The 14,552-nt window shown below is 65.5% G+C and carries 16 protein-coding genes and 1 tRNA gene; 9 read left to right on the plus strand and 8 right to left on the minus strand.

Annotated elements, in window-relative coordinates; genetic code table 11:
* Window positions 1-74 precede the first annotated feature (74 nt).
* From MKI84_RS07940 to MKI84_RS07950, 3 genes are all read right to left on the minus strand, one after another.
* A complete protein-coding gene (locus MKI84_RS07940) occupies window positions 75-434 on the minus strand; it encodes a response regulator transcription factor (RefSeq protein ID WP_241618403.1) in 360 nt (119 codons plus the stop codon).
* 124 nt (window positions 435-558) lie between these two features.
* Window positions 559-1,212, minus strand: coding sequence for a response regulator transcription factor (locus MKI84_RS07945; protein ID WP_241618404.1), 654 nt, complete (start codon window positions 1,210-1,212; stop codon window positions 559-561).
* Window positions 1,213-1,214: 2 nt separating this feature from the next.
* On the minus strand, window positions 1,215-2,675 hold the full coding sequence (locus tag MKI84_RS07950) for a sensor histidine kinase (protein WP_241618259.1): 1,461 nt from the start codon (window positions 2,673-2,675) through the stop codon (window positions 1,215-1,217).
* Between the two features lie 311 nt (window positions 2,676-2,986).
* Here MKI84_RS07950 and rpsU point away from each other — a divergent pair, with 311 nt between their 5' ends.
* From rpsU to MKI84_RS07965, 3 genes are all read left to right on the plus strand, one after another.
* Window positions 2,987-3,271, plus strand: coding sequence for a 30S ribosomal protein S21 (gene rpsU / locus MKI84_RS07955; protein WP_241618406.1), 285 nt, complete (start codon window positions 2,987-2,989; stop codon window positions 3,269-3,271).
* A gap of 168 nt (window positions 3,272-3,439) precedes the next feature.
* The gene (locus MKI84_RS07960; protein ID WP_241618408.1) at window positions 3,440-3,649 is read left to right on the plus strand and encodes a cold-shock protein; all 210 of its coding nucleotides are present in this window, start codon (window positions 3,440-3,442) and stop codon (window positions 3,647-3,649) included.
* Between the two features lie 106 nt (window positions 3,650-3,755).
* On the plus strand, window positions 3,756-4,025 hold the full coding sequence (locus tag MKI84_RS07965) for a hypothetical protein (protein ID WP_241618261.1): 270 nt from the start codon (window positions 3,756-3,758) through the stop codon (window positions 4,023-4,025).
* 42 nt (window positions 4,026-4,067) lie between these two features.
* On the opposite strand, the gene MKI84_RS07970 is transcribed toward MKI84_RS07965, so the two are convergent.
* Both MKI84_RS07970 and MKI84_RS07975 read right to left on the minus strand, forming a co-directional pair.
* Complete coding sequence (locus MKI84_RS07970) at window positions 4,068-5,240, minus strand: M24 family metallopeptidase (RefSeq protein ID WP_241618263.1); 1,173 nt, start codon at window positions 5,238-5,240, stop codon at window positions 4,068-4,070.
* 229 nt (window positions 5,241-5,469) lie between these two features.
* On the minus strand, window positions 5,470-6,132 hold the full coding sequence (locus tag MKI84_RS07975; RefSeq protein ID WP_241618265.1) for a GntR family transcriptional regulator: 663 nt from the start codon (window positions 6,130-6,132) through the stop codon (window positions 5,470-5,472).
* Window positions 6,133-6,422: 290 nt separating this feature from the next.
* Between MKI84_RS07975 and MKI84_RS07980 the strand changes: the two genes are divergently transcribed.
* From MKI84_RS07980 to MKI84_RS07995, 4 genes are all read left to right on the plus strand, one after another.
* The gene (locus tag MKI84_RS07980; RefSeq protein ID WP_241618268.1) at window positions 6,423-7,226 is read left to right on the plus strand and encodes a substrate-binding periplasmic protein; all 804 of its coding nucleotides are present in this window, start codon (window positions 6,423-6,425) and stop codon (window positions 7,224-7,226) included.
* A 78-nt stretch (window positions 7,227-7,304) separates the two neighbouring features.
* Window positions 7,305-8,123: an amino acid ABC transporter permease gene (locus tag MKI84_RS07985; RefSeq protein ID WP_241618270.1), complete on the plus strand. Its 819-nt coding sequence runs from the start codon at window positions 7,305-7,307 to the stop codon at window positions 8,121-8,123.
* A 5-nt stretch (window positions 8,124-8,128) separates the two neighbouring features.
* A complete protein-coding gene (locus tag MKI84_RS07990) occupies window positions 8,129-8,788 on the plus strand; it encodes an amino acid ABC transporter permease (RefSeq protein ID WP_241618272.1) in 660 nt (219 codons plus the stop codon).
* A 22-nt stretch (window positions 8,789-8,810) separates the two neighbouring features.
* Window positions 8,811-10,514, plus strand: a complete 1,704-nt coding sequence (locus MKI84_RS07995) for a choline dehydrogenase (RefSeq protein ID WP_241618274.1) — start codon at window positions 8,811-8,813, stop codon at window positions 10,512-10,514.
* A 131-nt stretch (window positions 10,515-10,645) separates the two neighbouring features.
* On the opposite strand, the gene MKI84_RS08000 is transcribed toward MKI84_RS07995, so the two are convergent.
* Window positions 10,646-10,909 (minus strand): hypothetical protein, encoded by a 264-nt coding sequence (locus MKI84_RS08000; RefSeq protein WP_241618277.1) that lies wholly within the window; start codon window positions 10,907-10,909, stop codon window positions 10,646-10,648.
* Between the two features lie 377 nt (window positions 10,910-11,286).
* On the minus strand, window positions 11,287-12,288 hold the full coding sequence (locus MKI84_RS08005; protein ID WP_241618409.1) for an IS110 family RNA-guided transposase: 1,002 nt from the start codon (window positions 12,286-12,288) through the stop codon (window positions 11,287-11,289).
* A 403-nt stretch (window positions 12,289-12,691) separates the two neighbouring features.
* On the opposite strand from MKI84_RS08005, the gene MKI84_RS08010 reads away from it, so the two are divergent.
* Window positions 12,692-13,981 (plus strand): MFS transporter, encoded by a 1,290-nt coding sequence (locus MKI84_RS08010; protein ID WP_241618279.1) that lies wholly within the window; start codon window positions 12,692-12,694, stop codon window positions 13,979-13,981.
* Here MKI84_RS08010 and MKI84_RS08015 read toward each other — a convergent pair.
* Window positions 13,960-14,034: transfer RNA gene (locus MKI84_RS08015), tRNA-Thr, on the minus strand. The two genes, MKI84_RS08010 and MKI84_RS08015, sit on opposite strands and share 22 nt — an antisense overlap.
* A 199-nt stretch (window positions 14,035-14,233) precedes the next feature.
* Between MKI84_RS08015 and MKI84_RS08020 the strand changes: the two genes are divergently transcribed.
* The gene (locus MKI84_RS08020) at window positions 14,234-14,446 is read left to right on the plus strand and encodes a hypothetical protein (RefSeq protein ID WP_241618281.1); all 213 of its coding nucleotides are present in this window, start codon (window positions 14,234-14,236) and stop codon (window positions 14,444-14,446) included.
* The last annotated feature ends 106 nt before the right edge of the window (window positions 14,447-14,552 follow it).

Below are 14,552 nucleotides of genomic sequence, written 5' to 3' on the forward strand. Positions count from 1 at the left end.
GCAAAAAAAGCCGGCGGGGCCTGTCGCCGCGCCGGCTTAAATCCTTGCATGCACTGGAAGAAGCTGGCGCCCGCTCAGGCGATACCGCCGAGCGCGTGGTCGAGGCAGGCGATCATCTCGGTGCCGTCGAACGGCTTGGCGAGGAAGCCGATGGCGCCGCCCGCCGCCGCCTGTCGGCGCACGCGCTCCTCAGGAAAGGCGGTGATGAAAATGAGCGGGGTGCGATGACCGTCCGCGCGCAACGCCTCCTGAAGTTCGATGCCGCTCATCCCGGGCATCTGCACGTCGGTAATGACGCAGGCCGCGTCGGGGCGGCGCGGCGAGTTGAGGAAGTCCTCGGCCGAGGCGAAGGTGCTGGCCGCAAGGCCGAGTGAACGCACCAAGCTTGCGGTGGCGGTCCGAACCTGCTCGTCATCGTCGATGATCGCAACCATCGCGGGCTGGCGCACGATGAAAAATCCTTTGAACCGGCCGGAATATTGTCCGGCAATACGTTTTGTCTTCGCGATCTATAGACCCCGGCCCGCCGCGCTGGAATTATATCTAGGTTTGCAGTGCCTATCTTTTCGGTGCCTCAAGGCCGAGAAGCTCGGCCATGCGCACGAGGTCGGCGAGCGAGCGCGCGCCCATCTTGCGCATGACATGGCCGCGATGAATCTTCACGGTGATCTCGCTCAGGTTTACCGCTGCCGCGACCTGCTTGTTCATCAGACCGGAGGTCACAAGAGCCATGACTTCCTTCTCGCGCGGGGTCAGCGACTGGTAGGCGTCCTGCACGCCTGAAGCGGCCCTGTCCGCCGCGCGCCGCACGCGGTCCTGTTCGATGGCGGTGGAAACCGCATCGAGAATGTCCTGATCCCGGAACGGCTTGGTGAGGAAGTCGACCGCGCCGGCCTTCATGGCGCGCACGGTCATGGGAATATCGCCATAGCCGGTCATGAAGATCACCGGCATGTTGAGGCCGGAGCGGGCGAGCTGGGACTGGAAGTCGAGCCCGCTGACACCGGGCAGGCGGATGTCGAGCACCAGGCAGCGCGGCGCGTCCGGCAGCACCGCCGCCATCAGTTCGGCTGCCGTGCCGAAGAGCTGCACCTTGAGGCCGATCGATCGGAACAGGCTCGAAAGCGCCTCGCGCAGCGCAGCGTCGTCGTCGACCACGATGACGACGGGCTCGGCGGTGGCGGTTTCGCTGCGGCGCGGCGTGGCGGGCACTGTCACGATGTCGTTTCCTTAACGGCGGGCAGGGCAAGGAGGAAGGTCATGCCGCGCTCCACGCCGGGTTCAGCCTGGATGCGGCCTGCATGCGCCTCGATGATAGACCGGCTGATGGAAAGGCCCAGCCCCATTCCGTTAGGCTTCGTGCTGTGGAACGGCTCGAACAGTTTTGCCAACTGCTCCGGTGCTATGCCGTCCCCGGTGTCGGAGACTTCAAGCTGCACCATGGCCTGCGCCAGGCCATGCTCCACGCCCGCGCGGACGGTGAGGATGCGCGGCGCGGGGCTGTGCTCCATGGCCTGAACCGCGTTCATAACCAGATTGATGATCACCTGCTGCAGTTGAACCTTGTCGCCGATTACCTGCGGCAGGCCGGCAGGCATGTCCAGGGCGAGCACGACGCCGTTGCGGGTGCGCTCCCAGTCCATCAGCATGAGCGCCTCTTCTACCGTCTCGTCGAGGTGAAGCGGCATGTGCTCGGGATCGTCGCCGCGGGCCAGCGCGCGCAACCGCGCGATAACCTCGCTGGCTCGTCGGCCATTGGCGATCATCCGTTCGACTGTCGCGACGGCCTCGGGGACATCGGGCTCGGGCCGGCGCAGCCAGCGCAGGCACGCTTCGCCATTAGTCACTACCGCAGCCAGCGGCTGGTTCACCTCATGGGCGATGGAGGCGGTGAGTTGGCCCAGCGTCGCCACGCGGGTTACATGGGCCAGTTCGGAATGGGCCCTGTGCAGCGCATCTTCCGAGCGCTTACGGGCGGTAATGTCATTATTGGTCTCCATCGCCGCCGCGGGCAGGCCGCGCTCGTCATGGCGCAGCGACCAGCGGCTGGAGACCACCAGATGCGAGCCATCCTTGCGGGTGTGCCGTAACTCGCCCTCCCACCGGGCCTCGTCGAGCAACTGCGCCTGTGCCGCCTCGCGCGACACCGGGAACGTGGTCTGAAGCAGCTCTGACGTCTTGCGCCCCACTGCCTCGGCGGCGCTCCAGCCATAGAGTTCCTCGGCGCCACGATTCCAGTACAGGATGATGTCCTCGGCATTGCGCACCAGCACGGCATCATGCGTGAGGTCGAGCAATGCCGCCTGGCTCCGCAGTGATTCGTTGGACTGCCGATTCCGCAGCGACAGCACGGTCGCGACCGCGATCGCCGAGAGGCTGACCAGCGCGCGCAGCGCCGCTTCCGGGTCGTCGGGAACGTGGTGAGTGACGAGGAAGCTGATGAGGGTGAGCGCGATGCAGGCGGCGCCAACCAGCAGGATGCCCGGGCGCGACAGCCGGTCCGCCAGCAGCATCACCACCGCGACATAGAGCACGGCCACCGCCATATCCAGCGGGGTCAGCGTGTCGACGAGAAAGATGCCCGCGCCCAGCACCAGCGCCAGCGTGGGCGCCAGCGGCGAGGAGGATGTCGACGACACGGAGAGCCGCGCCGCGGAAAGCAGGTGTCGACGCATAGGTTGCGGGTCATCCGGGGCTGGTTTTCACGGCCGGCTGCCGGGAAAGCGAACGATGCGCGAGGCTAGCAGCTTTGCGAAACGCGGCGTCTATACGTAGGTATGTTTCTTTGCCAACACGCCCGCTAGCGTGGTTCCCGCGAGCGCGTCGGGCGGGCGGTTTCAGGCCGCCGGAACGCTCCAGCGCGCAGCCCTGAAATGGCCGGCGGCCACTTCCGCCTTTCCATTTGCGCTCCGCACCCCATATAAGGGGCTACGCCAATGGAGGCGAAGCCAACCAGCAGCATCGGCTGCATGTGATCGGACAGGAATTGCAGGTACTGGTAAGGGACAACAACGTTGACCAAGCCCTCAGGGTTCTGAAGAAGAAGATGCAGCGCGAGGGCGTGTTTCGGGAGATGAAGGCCCGCCGCTCTTACGAGAAGCCTTCGGAACGTCGTAATCGCGAAGCTGCCGAAGCTGTTCGCCGTGCGCGCAAACTGGCGCGGAAGCAGGCGGTACGGGAAGGGTTGCTCGCGGCTCCGAAGAAGAAGGTGGTCGAACGGCGTCCGTCACCGATGTCGCCGGCAGGCGCATCCGAGACTAAGCCGGCCTAGGGCTTGCGCCCGGCGGTGTTTTGCGCTAACGTTAAGCATCGATCTGCACGTTGAACTTTGTTTCGCGCAACTTGCGCCCTAGCGAACTTCCTCTCAAATCGATCTCAAATATGACACTCGCATCTTGCGGGTGATCGGATCTCTATGTCGGCTGAAAAGGATTTCGTTATGGCGACAGGTACTGTGAAGTGGTTTAATGGGCAGAAGGGCTACGGCTTCATTCAGCCTGACAATGGCGGTTCGGACGTGTTCGTCCACATCTCGGCGGTCGAGCGCGCTGGCCTTACCGGCCTGAACGATGGGCAGAAGATCTCCTTCGAGATCGAAGCCGATCGTCGCACCGGCAAGCAGTCGGCGGCTAACCTCAAGGCCGCGTGAGGAATTGTCTCCGGTCTTTGACCACGGATGTACTGGCATTGACTGTTGAGACATGGGAGAGGCCGGGGTAACCCGGCCTTTTTTCATTCGAGGGAGACGCTGTTAGATGACGACTGTCACTCGAGATACGAATTTCAAGCCCAGCCTCACCAAGGCGGAAAGCAAGGCGGACACGGTCTCGCGCATCGCCATGTCGATGATCGAGCACGAGGCCGCGCATCGCGACGCCAAGCTCGCACGGCTCAGGCAGGAGCGCCTGGCGCGCGAGGCGGCCGAGGTAGCGGTGCCGGTGGCCCCCGCCAAGGCCAAGCCCAAGGCCGCTGCCGCCGGCGAGAAGAAGAAGGCGCGCCCCGCCATAGCCGCGCGCGCCTCCTGATCTGGACTTTCTCCTGAACACCGGCCGTCGGAGGCCGGCGGTTCAGACGATCACCATGTCGCGAGACACGGTGCTGACGGTGCGATGGCCGTCTTCGGTGATGACCACGGTCTCGCTCACCGCCACTGTGTGCTGATAATAGGCGCGCAGCGTGACCGGCACATGGAACACCATGCCCGGCGCCAGCGGGGTTTCCACGCCGCGATTGAGGCTGAGCACATTGCCCTCGCCCCAGTCGGGCGCGAACGCGATGCCCTCGCTATAGCCGGCGCGCTTTCGGAATCCGTCGCCGAACCCTGCGCGCTGGATGATCCCCTCCACCACTTCATGGACATGTGAACACGGCACGCCGGGCGCGCAGGCGGCGAGGCCTTTATCGAGCGCCTCCATGCAGGTCGCGTACTGGTCCGCGGCCAGAGCGGAGGGCGCACCGATCGAGAAGGTGCGAAACAGCCCGACATGGTAGCGGTTGTAGCTGGACGCATTCTCGATGATGCCGATATCACCCGGCTCGATGCGGCGGCGGCGCCAGGTGGAATGGGGCAGGCCTCCGCGCGGGCCCGAGGTCACGAACGGTTCCATTCCGACATATTCCGAGCCGGCTGCGATCATTCCCGCCATGACACGCGCGGCGATGTCATTCTCGCTCACCCCGGCCGCAACCACCGCCAAACCCTCGCGCATGCCCGCATCGGTGATGCGCGCGCTTTCGTCGATGCAGGCGAGTTCGGCCGGTGATTTGACGCGGCGCAGCAGTTCAACCAGCCCGGAGCCGTCCCCGGTCGGGCCGATCGCCGACGTCAGGGCCTCGTAGATCTGCACGGTGAGGAACCAGGCGCTCTTGTCGGCGAGGATGGTGCGCCCGGTGAAGCCGCGCCGCTTCAGGCTTTCGCCGAGGGCGAGGCCGGCGGGAACGCCGTCGGCGTAGGTCTCGATGTCCTCCAGATAGGTGTTGGCGCGGGCATTGTAGCTTTCCAAGCTACGGATGATGAGGAATTCCGGCCCCTCCGCCGGCACGCACAGGCACTGCATGACGTAATAGCCCGGGCTCTGCTGGCCGCTGAGGTAGAAGATGTTTTCGGGCTGGGTGGTGAGATAAAGGTCGGCGCCCCGTTCCTTGAGCATGTCGCGCAGCGCGGCCAGTCGGGCGGCGAATTCCGCTTGGGGAAAGGCGGCTTCCACGCCCTGCGGGATCGAGGCAAGCGCAGTGTTCATCGGGCATCTCCATGGTCACGCCGGCGGGCGCCGTTCTCGCGCGGGCGCGCGATATGGCTTGGGACGGGCCGTGACGGTATTTTAAAACCGTCAAAGCTTTTGTTTGGTATGCCAAAAAAATGCAAAAGGAATGCCATTGCAAGTGGCATCTGAGGTGTTGGCTCAAACGCGGGTCGTCCGGGTGGGGCCTCGCCTCGGTATACCAAGCTGAAGCGGCGCCGCGGACCGGCTAGAATGACGACAGATGCTGGATGATGGCGGCTTTGAAATTGTCGATATGGCGCGCCATGGCAGCGGCGGCGGCGTGCGGATCGCCGATTTCAATGGCGACGACGATATCGATATGCTCCTGGCATGCTGCCGAAACGCGGTCGGTCATCCGGCCGAGGTCAAAGATGCGAGTGCGGCGCCGCAGGTCGCGAATAATGTTCGACATCAAAGGGTTGCCGGATGCGTCGGCGATGCTTTCATGGACCAGCTTGTCGATGAGGACTGATTCATCGGGGTCGCTGACCGGCTGGTTCTCGCCGGTTGCGGCCGCCAACCGCCTGAGCCGGTCGCGCAGATCGGCCAGAAGCATCGGGTCGATCCTGCCGATGCACAGCCGAGCGGCCTCCGGTTCGAGGAGCCGGCGGATGTTCAGTATCTGCATGAACTCCGGCACGGTCATCTCGCTGACTTCGAGATAGCGCGCGCCCCGCCGCTTCAACAGGCCCTCGCCTTCAAGCATCAACAGGGCGTCTCGTAGCGGCGTGCGTGATATATTGAGCATCTCGGCAAGTCGGCGTTCAATAACAACGTCACCGCCACGCAGCTTGCCGGAGAAGATCATGTCTTCCAGTTGCCGGTAAGCACTGTGGGCGAGGCGACGGGATGCGGAGTCCTCCGTCAAATGCGTGTCCTTGGTGACTTGTTGGAATTGATGACCTTTTGAGGGCCGTCTGCGGAGGCTGCATTATCCGCGTGCCCGCTGTCCAGTCCTGAAATCACTGTCGAAGTCCCGCTTCGGTCCTGCCCATTTCGCGGCTGGAGCTGCCGAGATTATGGGCATGCACAGGATCGCGGCCTGTGTATCATCGGCGTCGTATGGTATGCCATTGAAGTGCCAAAGCGAGACCGGCGATCCTCTCGGCCCTCTCCGGCGCCTTCGATGCGTGGCCAGTGGAAAAAGGGAACTGGGCTATGATGTTGACGCGGGTGGTGCATGCGCTGTCGCTGGCTGTGGGCCTGGCGATGGCAACCTCAGCGATGGCGGCCGACGACGCCATCTCCAAGATCGACTCTTCCGGCAAGCTGCGGGTGTGCTTTGCCGAGGACAATCCCTGGACGTTCAAGAACCCGACCACCGGCAAATGGGAGGGGCTGACCAAGGACATGGCGGTCGATCTCGCGGCGGCCATGGAGGTCGAACTGGTCGATGTCGATGCCTCGTGGTCGACGCTGATCCAGAACCTGCAGACGGACAAATGCGACATCATCGGCGCGTCGCTGTTCGCGACCCCCAAGCGCGCCAAGGTCGTGCTGTTCTCGGATCCCTTCGCCTATGAGACCACCACGGCCTTCGTGCACAAGGATTCCCCGCTCAAGAGCTATGCCGAGCTCGACGTCGCCGGCAAGACGGTCGGCGTAAAGGCGGGCACGGTGCCGGAGGAGTTTTCCAAGCGCTTCCTGACCCAGGCGACCACCAAGTCCTATCTCGCCGATAGCGAGCTGGCGATCGTCACCGACGTCGCGACCAAACGGATCGATGCCTGGTGGGATTCCACCACCTCGACCGAGCGCTTCCTGAAGGAGAATCCGCAATACCCGCTGCGCGCCATCGGCGACGAGCCCAAGACGCCGGTGCGGGTGGTGTGGGCTGTCGGCAGTGGCCAGTACGGGCTGCAACAGCTCATCAACACCTGGCTCTATGGCTACCTCTCCTCCGGCAAGATGGAGGCGAACTGGGCCAAGTGGTTCGGCACGCCCTACGTAACGGTCAAGTAGGCCGGCCGGTCCCCGGCGGGCTATCTGCCGCCGGGGACCGCGCGCCAATCTGCCTTTCCCATGCATGGGCCGGACCCGATGAACGCTTTCGATCGAGCCGCCGCCGAGGCGGGCGTGCCGCCGGTGCGGCGCCCCCGGCCCGCCCGTGCGTCCTGGATGCGCGAGGTGCTGCTGCTGGTCGCGGTGCTCGCCGTGATAGCGCTTCCGCTGGCGCTGGTGATGGATTTCGGCTTCATCGGCCAACTCGATTTCGGCATGCTCTACGCCTATCGTGAGGCGCTGCTGCGCGGCAGTGTGGTCAGCATCGGCCTGACGGTCAGCGCGATGGGGGCAGGGCTGGCGGTCGGCATCCTGCTCGCCGTCGCGGCGCGCGGGCGCTCCCGGCTGGTGCGGGCGGCCGTCACCGTCCATGTCGAGCTGTGGCGCAACACGCCCATCCTCATTCAACTGTTCTGGGTGCATTTCGGCCTGCCGCTGCTCACCGGGCTCTCGACCTCGGTCCTGGTGAGCGGGTTGATCGCGATGACCCTGCAGGCGAGCGCCTATCTCACCGAGGTGGCGCGGGCCGGCATCGCCGCTATCCCGTCCGGCCAGTGGGAGGCGGCGCGGGCGCTCGGGCTTTCGCCGCCGCGCATCTGGCAGAAGGTTATTCTTCCGCAGGCGCTGCGGCTGATGATCCCGCCCGGCACCAACACGCTGCTCAGCGTGTTCAAGGGCAGCGCGGTGCTCTCCGTTCTGTCGGTCGGGGAACTGATGAGCGTGTCGCAGCACATCGCCAACTACACGTTCAAGCCGATAGAAACCCTCAGCATCGTTGCGCTGCTCTACTTTCTGACCGGCAAGGTCTTCACCTCGGGAATGGCGCTGCTGGAACGGCGCGCCCGGATGGGGAGCTAGCGGCTATGGGGGGCTTCAATCTCGCCGTGCTCCAGTCCAGCGCGCCGCTGCTGCTGGAGGGCTTCGCCCGCACCATCGGCATCTCGGCGCTCTCGCTGCTGCTGGGCGCGCTGCTGGGCGTCGTGCTTTGCGCCGGGCGCATCAGCCGGCATGCGACGCTGCGCTGGTGCTCCTCCGGCTTCATCGATTTCTTCCGCACCATTCCCGAGATGATTCCGGTGATCTGGCTATATGCCTGTGCGCCGTTCCTGTTCCGGCTCCAGCTCGATGCGATGACCATCGGCATCGTCGCGCTCAGCCTGATCGGCGCGGCGTTTCTGGCCGAGGTGTTCCGCGCCGGGCTGCTCGCGGTTCCGCAGGGCCAGAAGGACGCCGCGCAGGCGCTGGGCCTGTCCCGGTTCCGGGTGCTGCTGCTTGTGGTCGGGCCGCAGGCGGCGCGGGTGATGATGCCGCCGGCGATGAATGTGGTGGCCGACATCATCAAATGCTCCAGCCTGCTGTCGGTCATCGGCGTGGCCGAACTCGCCTACGAGGCCGCCACGCTCAGCGCCTCGTCCTATCGCTACATGGAGCTCTACACCGCTGCGGGTGTGCTCTACTTCGTCTTGATCTTTCCCATCAGCCTTCTGGCGCGGCGCTATGGCGAGCGCGTTCAGCGGGGCTGACCGGGAGCAGGAGTTTTCGACTATGGCTGAACAGGATGCTGACTACGTGGTGGTGGGCGCAGGCTCGGCGGGCTGCGTGCTCGCCAACCGGTTGTCCGAATCCGGGCGCTACAAGGTGGTGCTGCTGGAGGCCGGCGGTAGTGACGGCCATTTCATCCTGAGCATGCCCGCCGGCGTGCGCTACGCGGCCAACAGCCCACGTTATGACTGGGCCTACCAGACCGAGCCGGAGCCGCATCTGGGCGGGCGCGTCATACGCTGCCCGCGCGGCAAGGTGCTGGGCGGCAGCTCCTCGATCAACGCCATGGTGTTCCTGCGCGGAAATCCGCTCGACTTCGAGGCGTGGGAGGCCTCAGGCGCGCGCGGCTGGTCCTATGCCGATGTTCTGCCCTATTTCCGGCGCAGCGAGAGCTGGAGCGCGGGGGTGGACGCCTTCCACGGCGGCGACGGTCCGGTTCATGCCGGCCCGAGGGACTTCCACAATCCGCTGCACGGCGCCTTCGTCGAGGCCGGGGCGCAGGCCGGCTATGACCGGACAGCCGATTTCAACGGAGCACAGCACGAGGGGTTCGGCGCCTTCCCGATGAACGTGCACGAAGGGCGGCGGTGCAGCTCCAGCCGCGCCTATATCGCGCCGGCCAAGGGGCGGGACAATCTGCGCGTGGAACTCGGCGCGCTGGCGACGCGGATCCTGTTCGACGGGCGGCGGGCCTGCGGCGTGGAGTTCCGCCAGGGCGGCGAGGTTCGCCGCGTAATGGCGCGGCGCGAGGTCATCCTGGCCGGGGGCGCGATCAACTCACCACAGCTGCTTCAGCTTTCCGGGATCGGGGACGGCGCGCGCCTTGCCGCGCTGGGCATCGCCCCGGTCGCAGACCGGCCGCAGGTCGGCGAAGGGCTGATGGACCACATGATCTGCAGCGTGCAGGTCGCCTCACGCCTGCCCGTCACGCTGAACTCCTATTTCAACCCGGCCTCCATGGCGCGGATCGGCCTGCAATGGCTGCTGTTCCGCTCCGGGCCCGGCGCCACCACGCATTTTGAAAGTGGGGCCTTCGTGCGCACCCGCGCCGGCATCGAGTGGCCGAACATGCAGTTCTTCTTCATGCCGCTGGCGATTTCCGATGGCGGGCGCGATGCCGGGCGCGAGCACGGCTTCCAGATCCAGTTCGGCTCGATGCGCTCAAAGAGCCGCGGCACCGTCTCGCTGCACTCCGCCGATCCGGCGGCCGCGCCGCGCATCCTGTTCAACTACATGTCGCATCCCGAGGATTGGGAAGAATTCCGCGACGGGCTGCGGCTCGCCCGCGAGGTGCTGGCCCAGCCGGCCTTCGACATCTATCGCGGCGCGGAGGTGAAGCCCGGCGCCGGCGTGCAGTCCGACGCGCAGATCGACGCCTTCCTGCGCGAGACCATTCAGTCGCAATTCCACCCTGCCGGCTCGTGCCGCATGGGCGGCGACGCCGAGGCGGTGGTGGACCCACAGTGCCGGGTGAATGGTGTCGACGGGCTGCGCGTCGCTGATGCCTCGATCATGCCGACCCTGCCTGCGGCCAACCTCAACGCGGCGGTGCTGATGCTGGCGGAGAAGGCGTCGGACCTCATCCTCGGCCGCCGGGCGCCGGAGGGGGCCGCGCCGGCCTATCACGTCGCGCCGGACTGGCAGCACCACCAGCGCCCGCGCGCGCCCGAACCGCGCCGCGAGGTGAGAGGCCGCGACGTGGCGTGAGGCGCCGCGATCGTTCACATCATCCGGGTAGGCGTGACAATGGCGATGCGGCGCTGCTGTAGAACAGACGCCGTTCCGACCCTCCATCGGGCAGCCGCTGCGATTGCCAGCGGGCAATCGAGAGGGCCGGCTTATGCCTCGTCATTTCGGCCGGCGGCAATATATCTGGCAAGGAGGATGCCGGCCAAGCAGCCCATCAGCCCCGAGTTGGCGTAGATCACCAGCAGCGGCGCAATGCCCTCGAACCATCCAAAGTTCACGGCCGCGACCGCCGCCAGCACCACGACGGCCCCAATGATCAGAACAGCCGTAAAAATCTGCGTGGCCATGAAGGCCACAAGCGCCGAGACGCAGAGGATGGCGAAGGCCGAGGTCAGGGCGAACAGGTCGATCATTGGCAGGCTCCGCTAGCGACGTCCAAGGAGATGAGTGACGTTTCGTAAAGGTGGAGCGCTCGTCCCGCTAGGGCACCTAACGACACACCGTCGGCGGAGCCGCATGAGGGATGACCGTGTGTGGACGCCCCGTTGGATGCAAGAGGTTTTTGAGGGCATGTTGCGCGGGTTCAGGTGCTTCCGTGTGTCCGGCCTGTTGATGCAGCGATCATCACGGCTGCTGGCCTGTATGGAGATCGCGGATCGAGACCAGATCGCTTTTGCGCGCTCGAGGCGCCCGGACATTTCACTGGTTTTCCCGACCCCGTCTGCTGACCGTTGCGCCATACCTCTCTGCTGACCTTACCTTGCGTCCCTGACGCCTCGAGCCGTGGCGATTATGCCGCCGCGGCCGGAGCTCTGTAGGATCCGCCGTGCGCCATCAGCGCCCAGACGATCCTTGCCATCTTGTTGGCCAGTGCGACCGTGACCAGCATACGCGGCTTGCGCGCCAACATGCCGGCCAGCCAGCCGCTAGCCTTGTCGGGATCGCGCGCCGCGACCTTGGTCGCCGAGCTCGCGCCTAGGATCAGAAGCCGTCGCAGGCTGCGCTCCCCCATCTTGGTTGTTCGCCCGAGCCGCTCCTTGCCGCCGCTGGAGTGCTGTTGCGGGACGAGACCCAGCCAGGCCGCGAAGTCACGCCCGCGGCGGAAGGTGCTGGCGGCTGGCGCCAGTGCGACCAGCGCCGTCGCGATGACCGGACCAATGCCCGGGACGGTCATCAACCGCTGCGCCACCGGGTCTGCCTTCGCCCGGGCCGCGATCTCGCGGTCGAGAAGAGCGATCTGCGCCTGCAGTGCCTGCAACCCCTGTGCGATGACGACCAGTACCGGCCGCGCTTCAGCCGGGATGTCTGATGTGGGATCGCCTACGATCTCGACCCGCTTGCCGACATGTCCGGCACCCTGCCGCACGACATAGCCGAACTCGGTGAGGTGCCCGCGCAAGGCGTTGATCAGCTGGGTGCGCTGGCGCACGAGGATGTCGCGCGTACGAAACACCACGGCCGATGCCTGCGCCTCCGCACTCTTGCCCTGAACGAACCGCATCGTCGGGCGCTGCGCCGCCTCGCAGATCGCCTCCGCGTCAGCCATGTCGTTCTTCTGCCGCTTCACGAACGGCTTCACGTACGCAGGCGGGATGAGCCGCGTATCGTGGCCCAAAGCAGCGATCTCGCGGGCCCGGTAGTGCGCGCTCGCGCAAGCCTCCATCGCCACGACGCACCGGGGCAACGACGCGAAGAACACCAGAACCTGGTCACGCCGCAGCTTTTTGCGCAGGATCGCGTTACCGCCCCGGTCCGCGCCGTGAACCTGGAAAACCGACTTGGCCAGATCGATGCCGTGTGCTGATCTCGCTCACGGACGCCTCCTCCAGTGGTGATGAACACCTCCACTCTGGCACGTCGATGCCGTCAGGGGGACGTCCACCCCATCGCTTTTGCCGTGTGCCTGTTCCGGGCCGCGACCGTAGCACGTCCCCCCTGGGGGCGCCGCCTGCAGGCTTGTCGGCGATCCGCAGTATCCTCACCGCCCGCGCCAATGCCCCAGTCGCCGCTCGGTTCACTGATGCCAATTGCTAGATGTGCCCTTGGGCTCGGCACTGCCCGAAACGTGTTTCGAAAAGGTACCAAAATAGTGCGGCCTCTTTCGGGGGGTGACTCGATGGCTATGGGTCATTAGTGTCAGCGGTATATCGATGCTTGTGGCTTGAACTCGCCAGCCAGAACGGGAGGTCGCGTTTTTGTACACACAAGTTAGCGCTCTAATATTGGCAACTAGTCTCGTTCAGCTTGCAAACGGGTTCTTCACAACCCTGGTTGCGTTGCGGCTCTCTGTAGAGGACTTCAATCCGGCCCTTGAGGGCCTGATCATGAGCGCCTTCTTTGTCGGCTTTACCGTCGGGTCCATCACCTGCGGCGGCATCATCCAGCGTATCGGTCATATCCGTGGCTATGCGGCCTTTGCCGGCATTGTCATCGGCGCGACCTTGGGCATGTCGCTGTGGGTTGATGCTCTCTCGTGGATGGCCTTGCGCGCCGCCATCGGCTTCGGGTGCGTGGGTCTTTTCGTGGCCACGGAAAGTTGGTTGAACGCCAAGGCCCCACCCGCCGCGCGGGGCCGGATTTTCTCGACCTATATGGTCGGCACGTTCCTCGCGCTCGCGCTCGGACAATTGCTGATCGGCTGGCTTCCGCTGGAGAGCACCGTGCCCTTCAGCGTCATCGCGACCTTGTTCGCGGCCGCGCTTGTCATTGTGAGCATGACGAGGGCCGAACCGCCGCCCATCGTGAGCGAGGTCAAGCTGCCTTATGGCGAGTTGACCCGCGCGGCGCCGCTCGCGGTTCTCGGAGCGCTGGTGGCGGGCATGGTTGGCGCGACCTTCTACGCGGTGACGCCGGCATGGATGGCGGAGAATGGCATCGCGCAGGAGACCATCGGCCTTGTCATTCTCAGCGCGGTGCTCGGCGGGCTGGCGTTTCAGGTGCCCGTCGGGCTGTTGTCGGACCGCATGGACAGGCGAAGGCTTCTTGGCCTGCTGGCAACGGGTTTCGCGCTGACCGCCATCTCCCTCCTCTTCCTGCCGCGTGCGCTGATCGTCATCCTGCCTGTCGCCGCGCTTCTCGGCGGTTTCATGTCGACCCTCTACCCCGTCTGCGTGTCCAGTGCGCTGGACAGCATGACCGGCGAGAGGGTCGTCTCGGTCAGCGGCCGGCTGATCCTTGTGAGCGGGATCGGGTCTACGATCGGGCCTTTCACAGGCTCATGGATCATGTCGTACCTCGACATCAACGGTGTCCTGTACTTCATAGCCGGCGCCGCCATCCTGCTCGCTCTCGCAACGACGCTGAGAGCTCTGGCGCGCGCACCCATAACCAGCGTGGAAACGGCATCGGTCATTGCGCCACAAGCCATGCAGGTTGCTGTCGATGCGGTGACGGAGCAGCCGGATATCCCGGTTGAGAATAACCGGGCCATGTCGCCGCAAAATTCCGAGACAGATCAGACAAATGGTGCTGCGAGAGAGGATTGAACTCTCGACCTCTCCCTTACCAAGGGAGTGCTCTACCACTGAGCTACCGCAGCGCCGGCCGCGCGGCGAGATGGCCGGCGAGGCGGGGCGGTGTTTGCCACAGCGCGCCGGTCTGTGCAAGCGTCTGCGTCCATCGTAGATCATCGCGCTGTGTACATCGCGCACGTCGCACGCGTTTCCGGCCTATCCCGCGCCGGTTCGGGACGGCTCGCGGGAGGGCGCGGTGATGCGCTCGCAGGGACAGGAGCTTCCATGAGCCGGCCGGATGACACCGAGGCCAAAGCCCGCGCCGAACGCCTTGCGGCCGCGCTGCGGGCCAATCTGAAGCGCCGCAAGACCCAGGCGCGCGGCCGGCAGGCGGAAAGCGAGGCGACGGGGGCGGACGTCGAGGGCGTCGCGCCCGCCGAGGAGATGGACAATGCCGGCGCGCAGGCGGTGGATAAGGCGGGCAACTCCCCGGGCTGAGCCGCGCGCGTTGTCTCGTCCCGCCACTCGCGCTAGACCACTGGGCAGGAAACCGGCGGACCCGGCGCCACGAATCGGCCCGATCCTCGTTGCATTGCCGGAAGAT

Source organism: Ancylobacter gelatini (assembly GCF_022601675.1).
Lineage (GTDB): Bacteria > Pseudomonadota > Alphaproteobacteria > Rhizobiales > Xanthobacteraceae > Ancylobacter > Ancylobacter gelatini.

What these genes read in the sequence shown, in the direction of transcription:
- MKI84_RS07995 (WP_241618274.1), top strand. Translation starts at nt 8,811, where the DNA reads ATGGCTGAACAGGATGCTGACTACGTGGTGGTGGGCGCAGGCTCGGCG.
- MKI84_RS07985 (WP_241618270.1), top strand. Translation starts at nt 7,305, where the DNA reads ATGAACGCTTTCGATCGAGCCGCCGCCGAGGCGGGCGTGCCGCCGGTG.
- MKI84_RS07980 (WP_241618268.1), top strand. Translation starts at nt 6,423, where the DNA reads ATGATGTTGACGCGGGTGGTGCATGCGCTGTCGCTGGCTGTGGGCCTG.
- MKI84_RS08000 (WP_241618277.1), bottom strand. Translation starts at nt 10,909, where the DNA reads ATGATCGACCTGTTCGCCCTGACCTCGGCCTTCGCCATCCTCTGCGTC.
- MKI84_RS08020 (WP_241618281.1), top strand. Translation starts at nt 14,234, where the DNA reads ATGAGCCGGCCGGATGACACCGAGGCCAAAGCCCGCGCCGAACGCCTT.
- MKI84_RS07990 (WP_241618272.1), top strand. Translation starts at nt 8,129, where the DNA reads ATGGGGGGCTTCAATCTCGCCGTGCTCCAGTCCAGCGCGCCGCTGCTG.
- MKI84_RS07940 (WP_241618403.1), bottom strand. Translation starts at nt 434, where the DNA reads ATGGTTGCGATCATCGACGATGACGAGCAGGTTCGGACCGCCACCGCA.
- MKI84_RS07970 (WP_241618263.1), bottom strand. Translation starts at nt 5,240, where the DNA reads ATGAACACTGCGCTTGCCTCGATCCCGCAGGGCGTGGAAGCCGCCTTT.
- MKI84_RS07965 (WP_241618261.1), top strand. Translation starts at nt 3,756, where the DNA reads ATGACGACTGTCACTCGAGATACGAATTTCAAGCCCAGCCTCACCAAG.
- MKI84_RS07960 (WP_241618408.1), top strand. Translation starts at nt 3,440, where the DNA reads ATGGCGACAGGTACTGTGAAGTGGTTTAATGGGCAGAAGGGCTACGGC.
- MKI84_RS07950 (WP_241618259.1), bottom strand. Translation starts at nt 2,675, where the DNA reads ATGCGTCGACACCTGCTTTCCGCGGCGCGGCTCTCCGTGTCGTCGACA.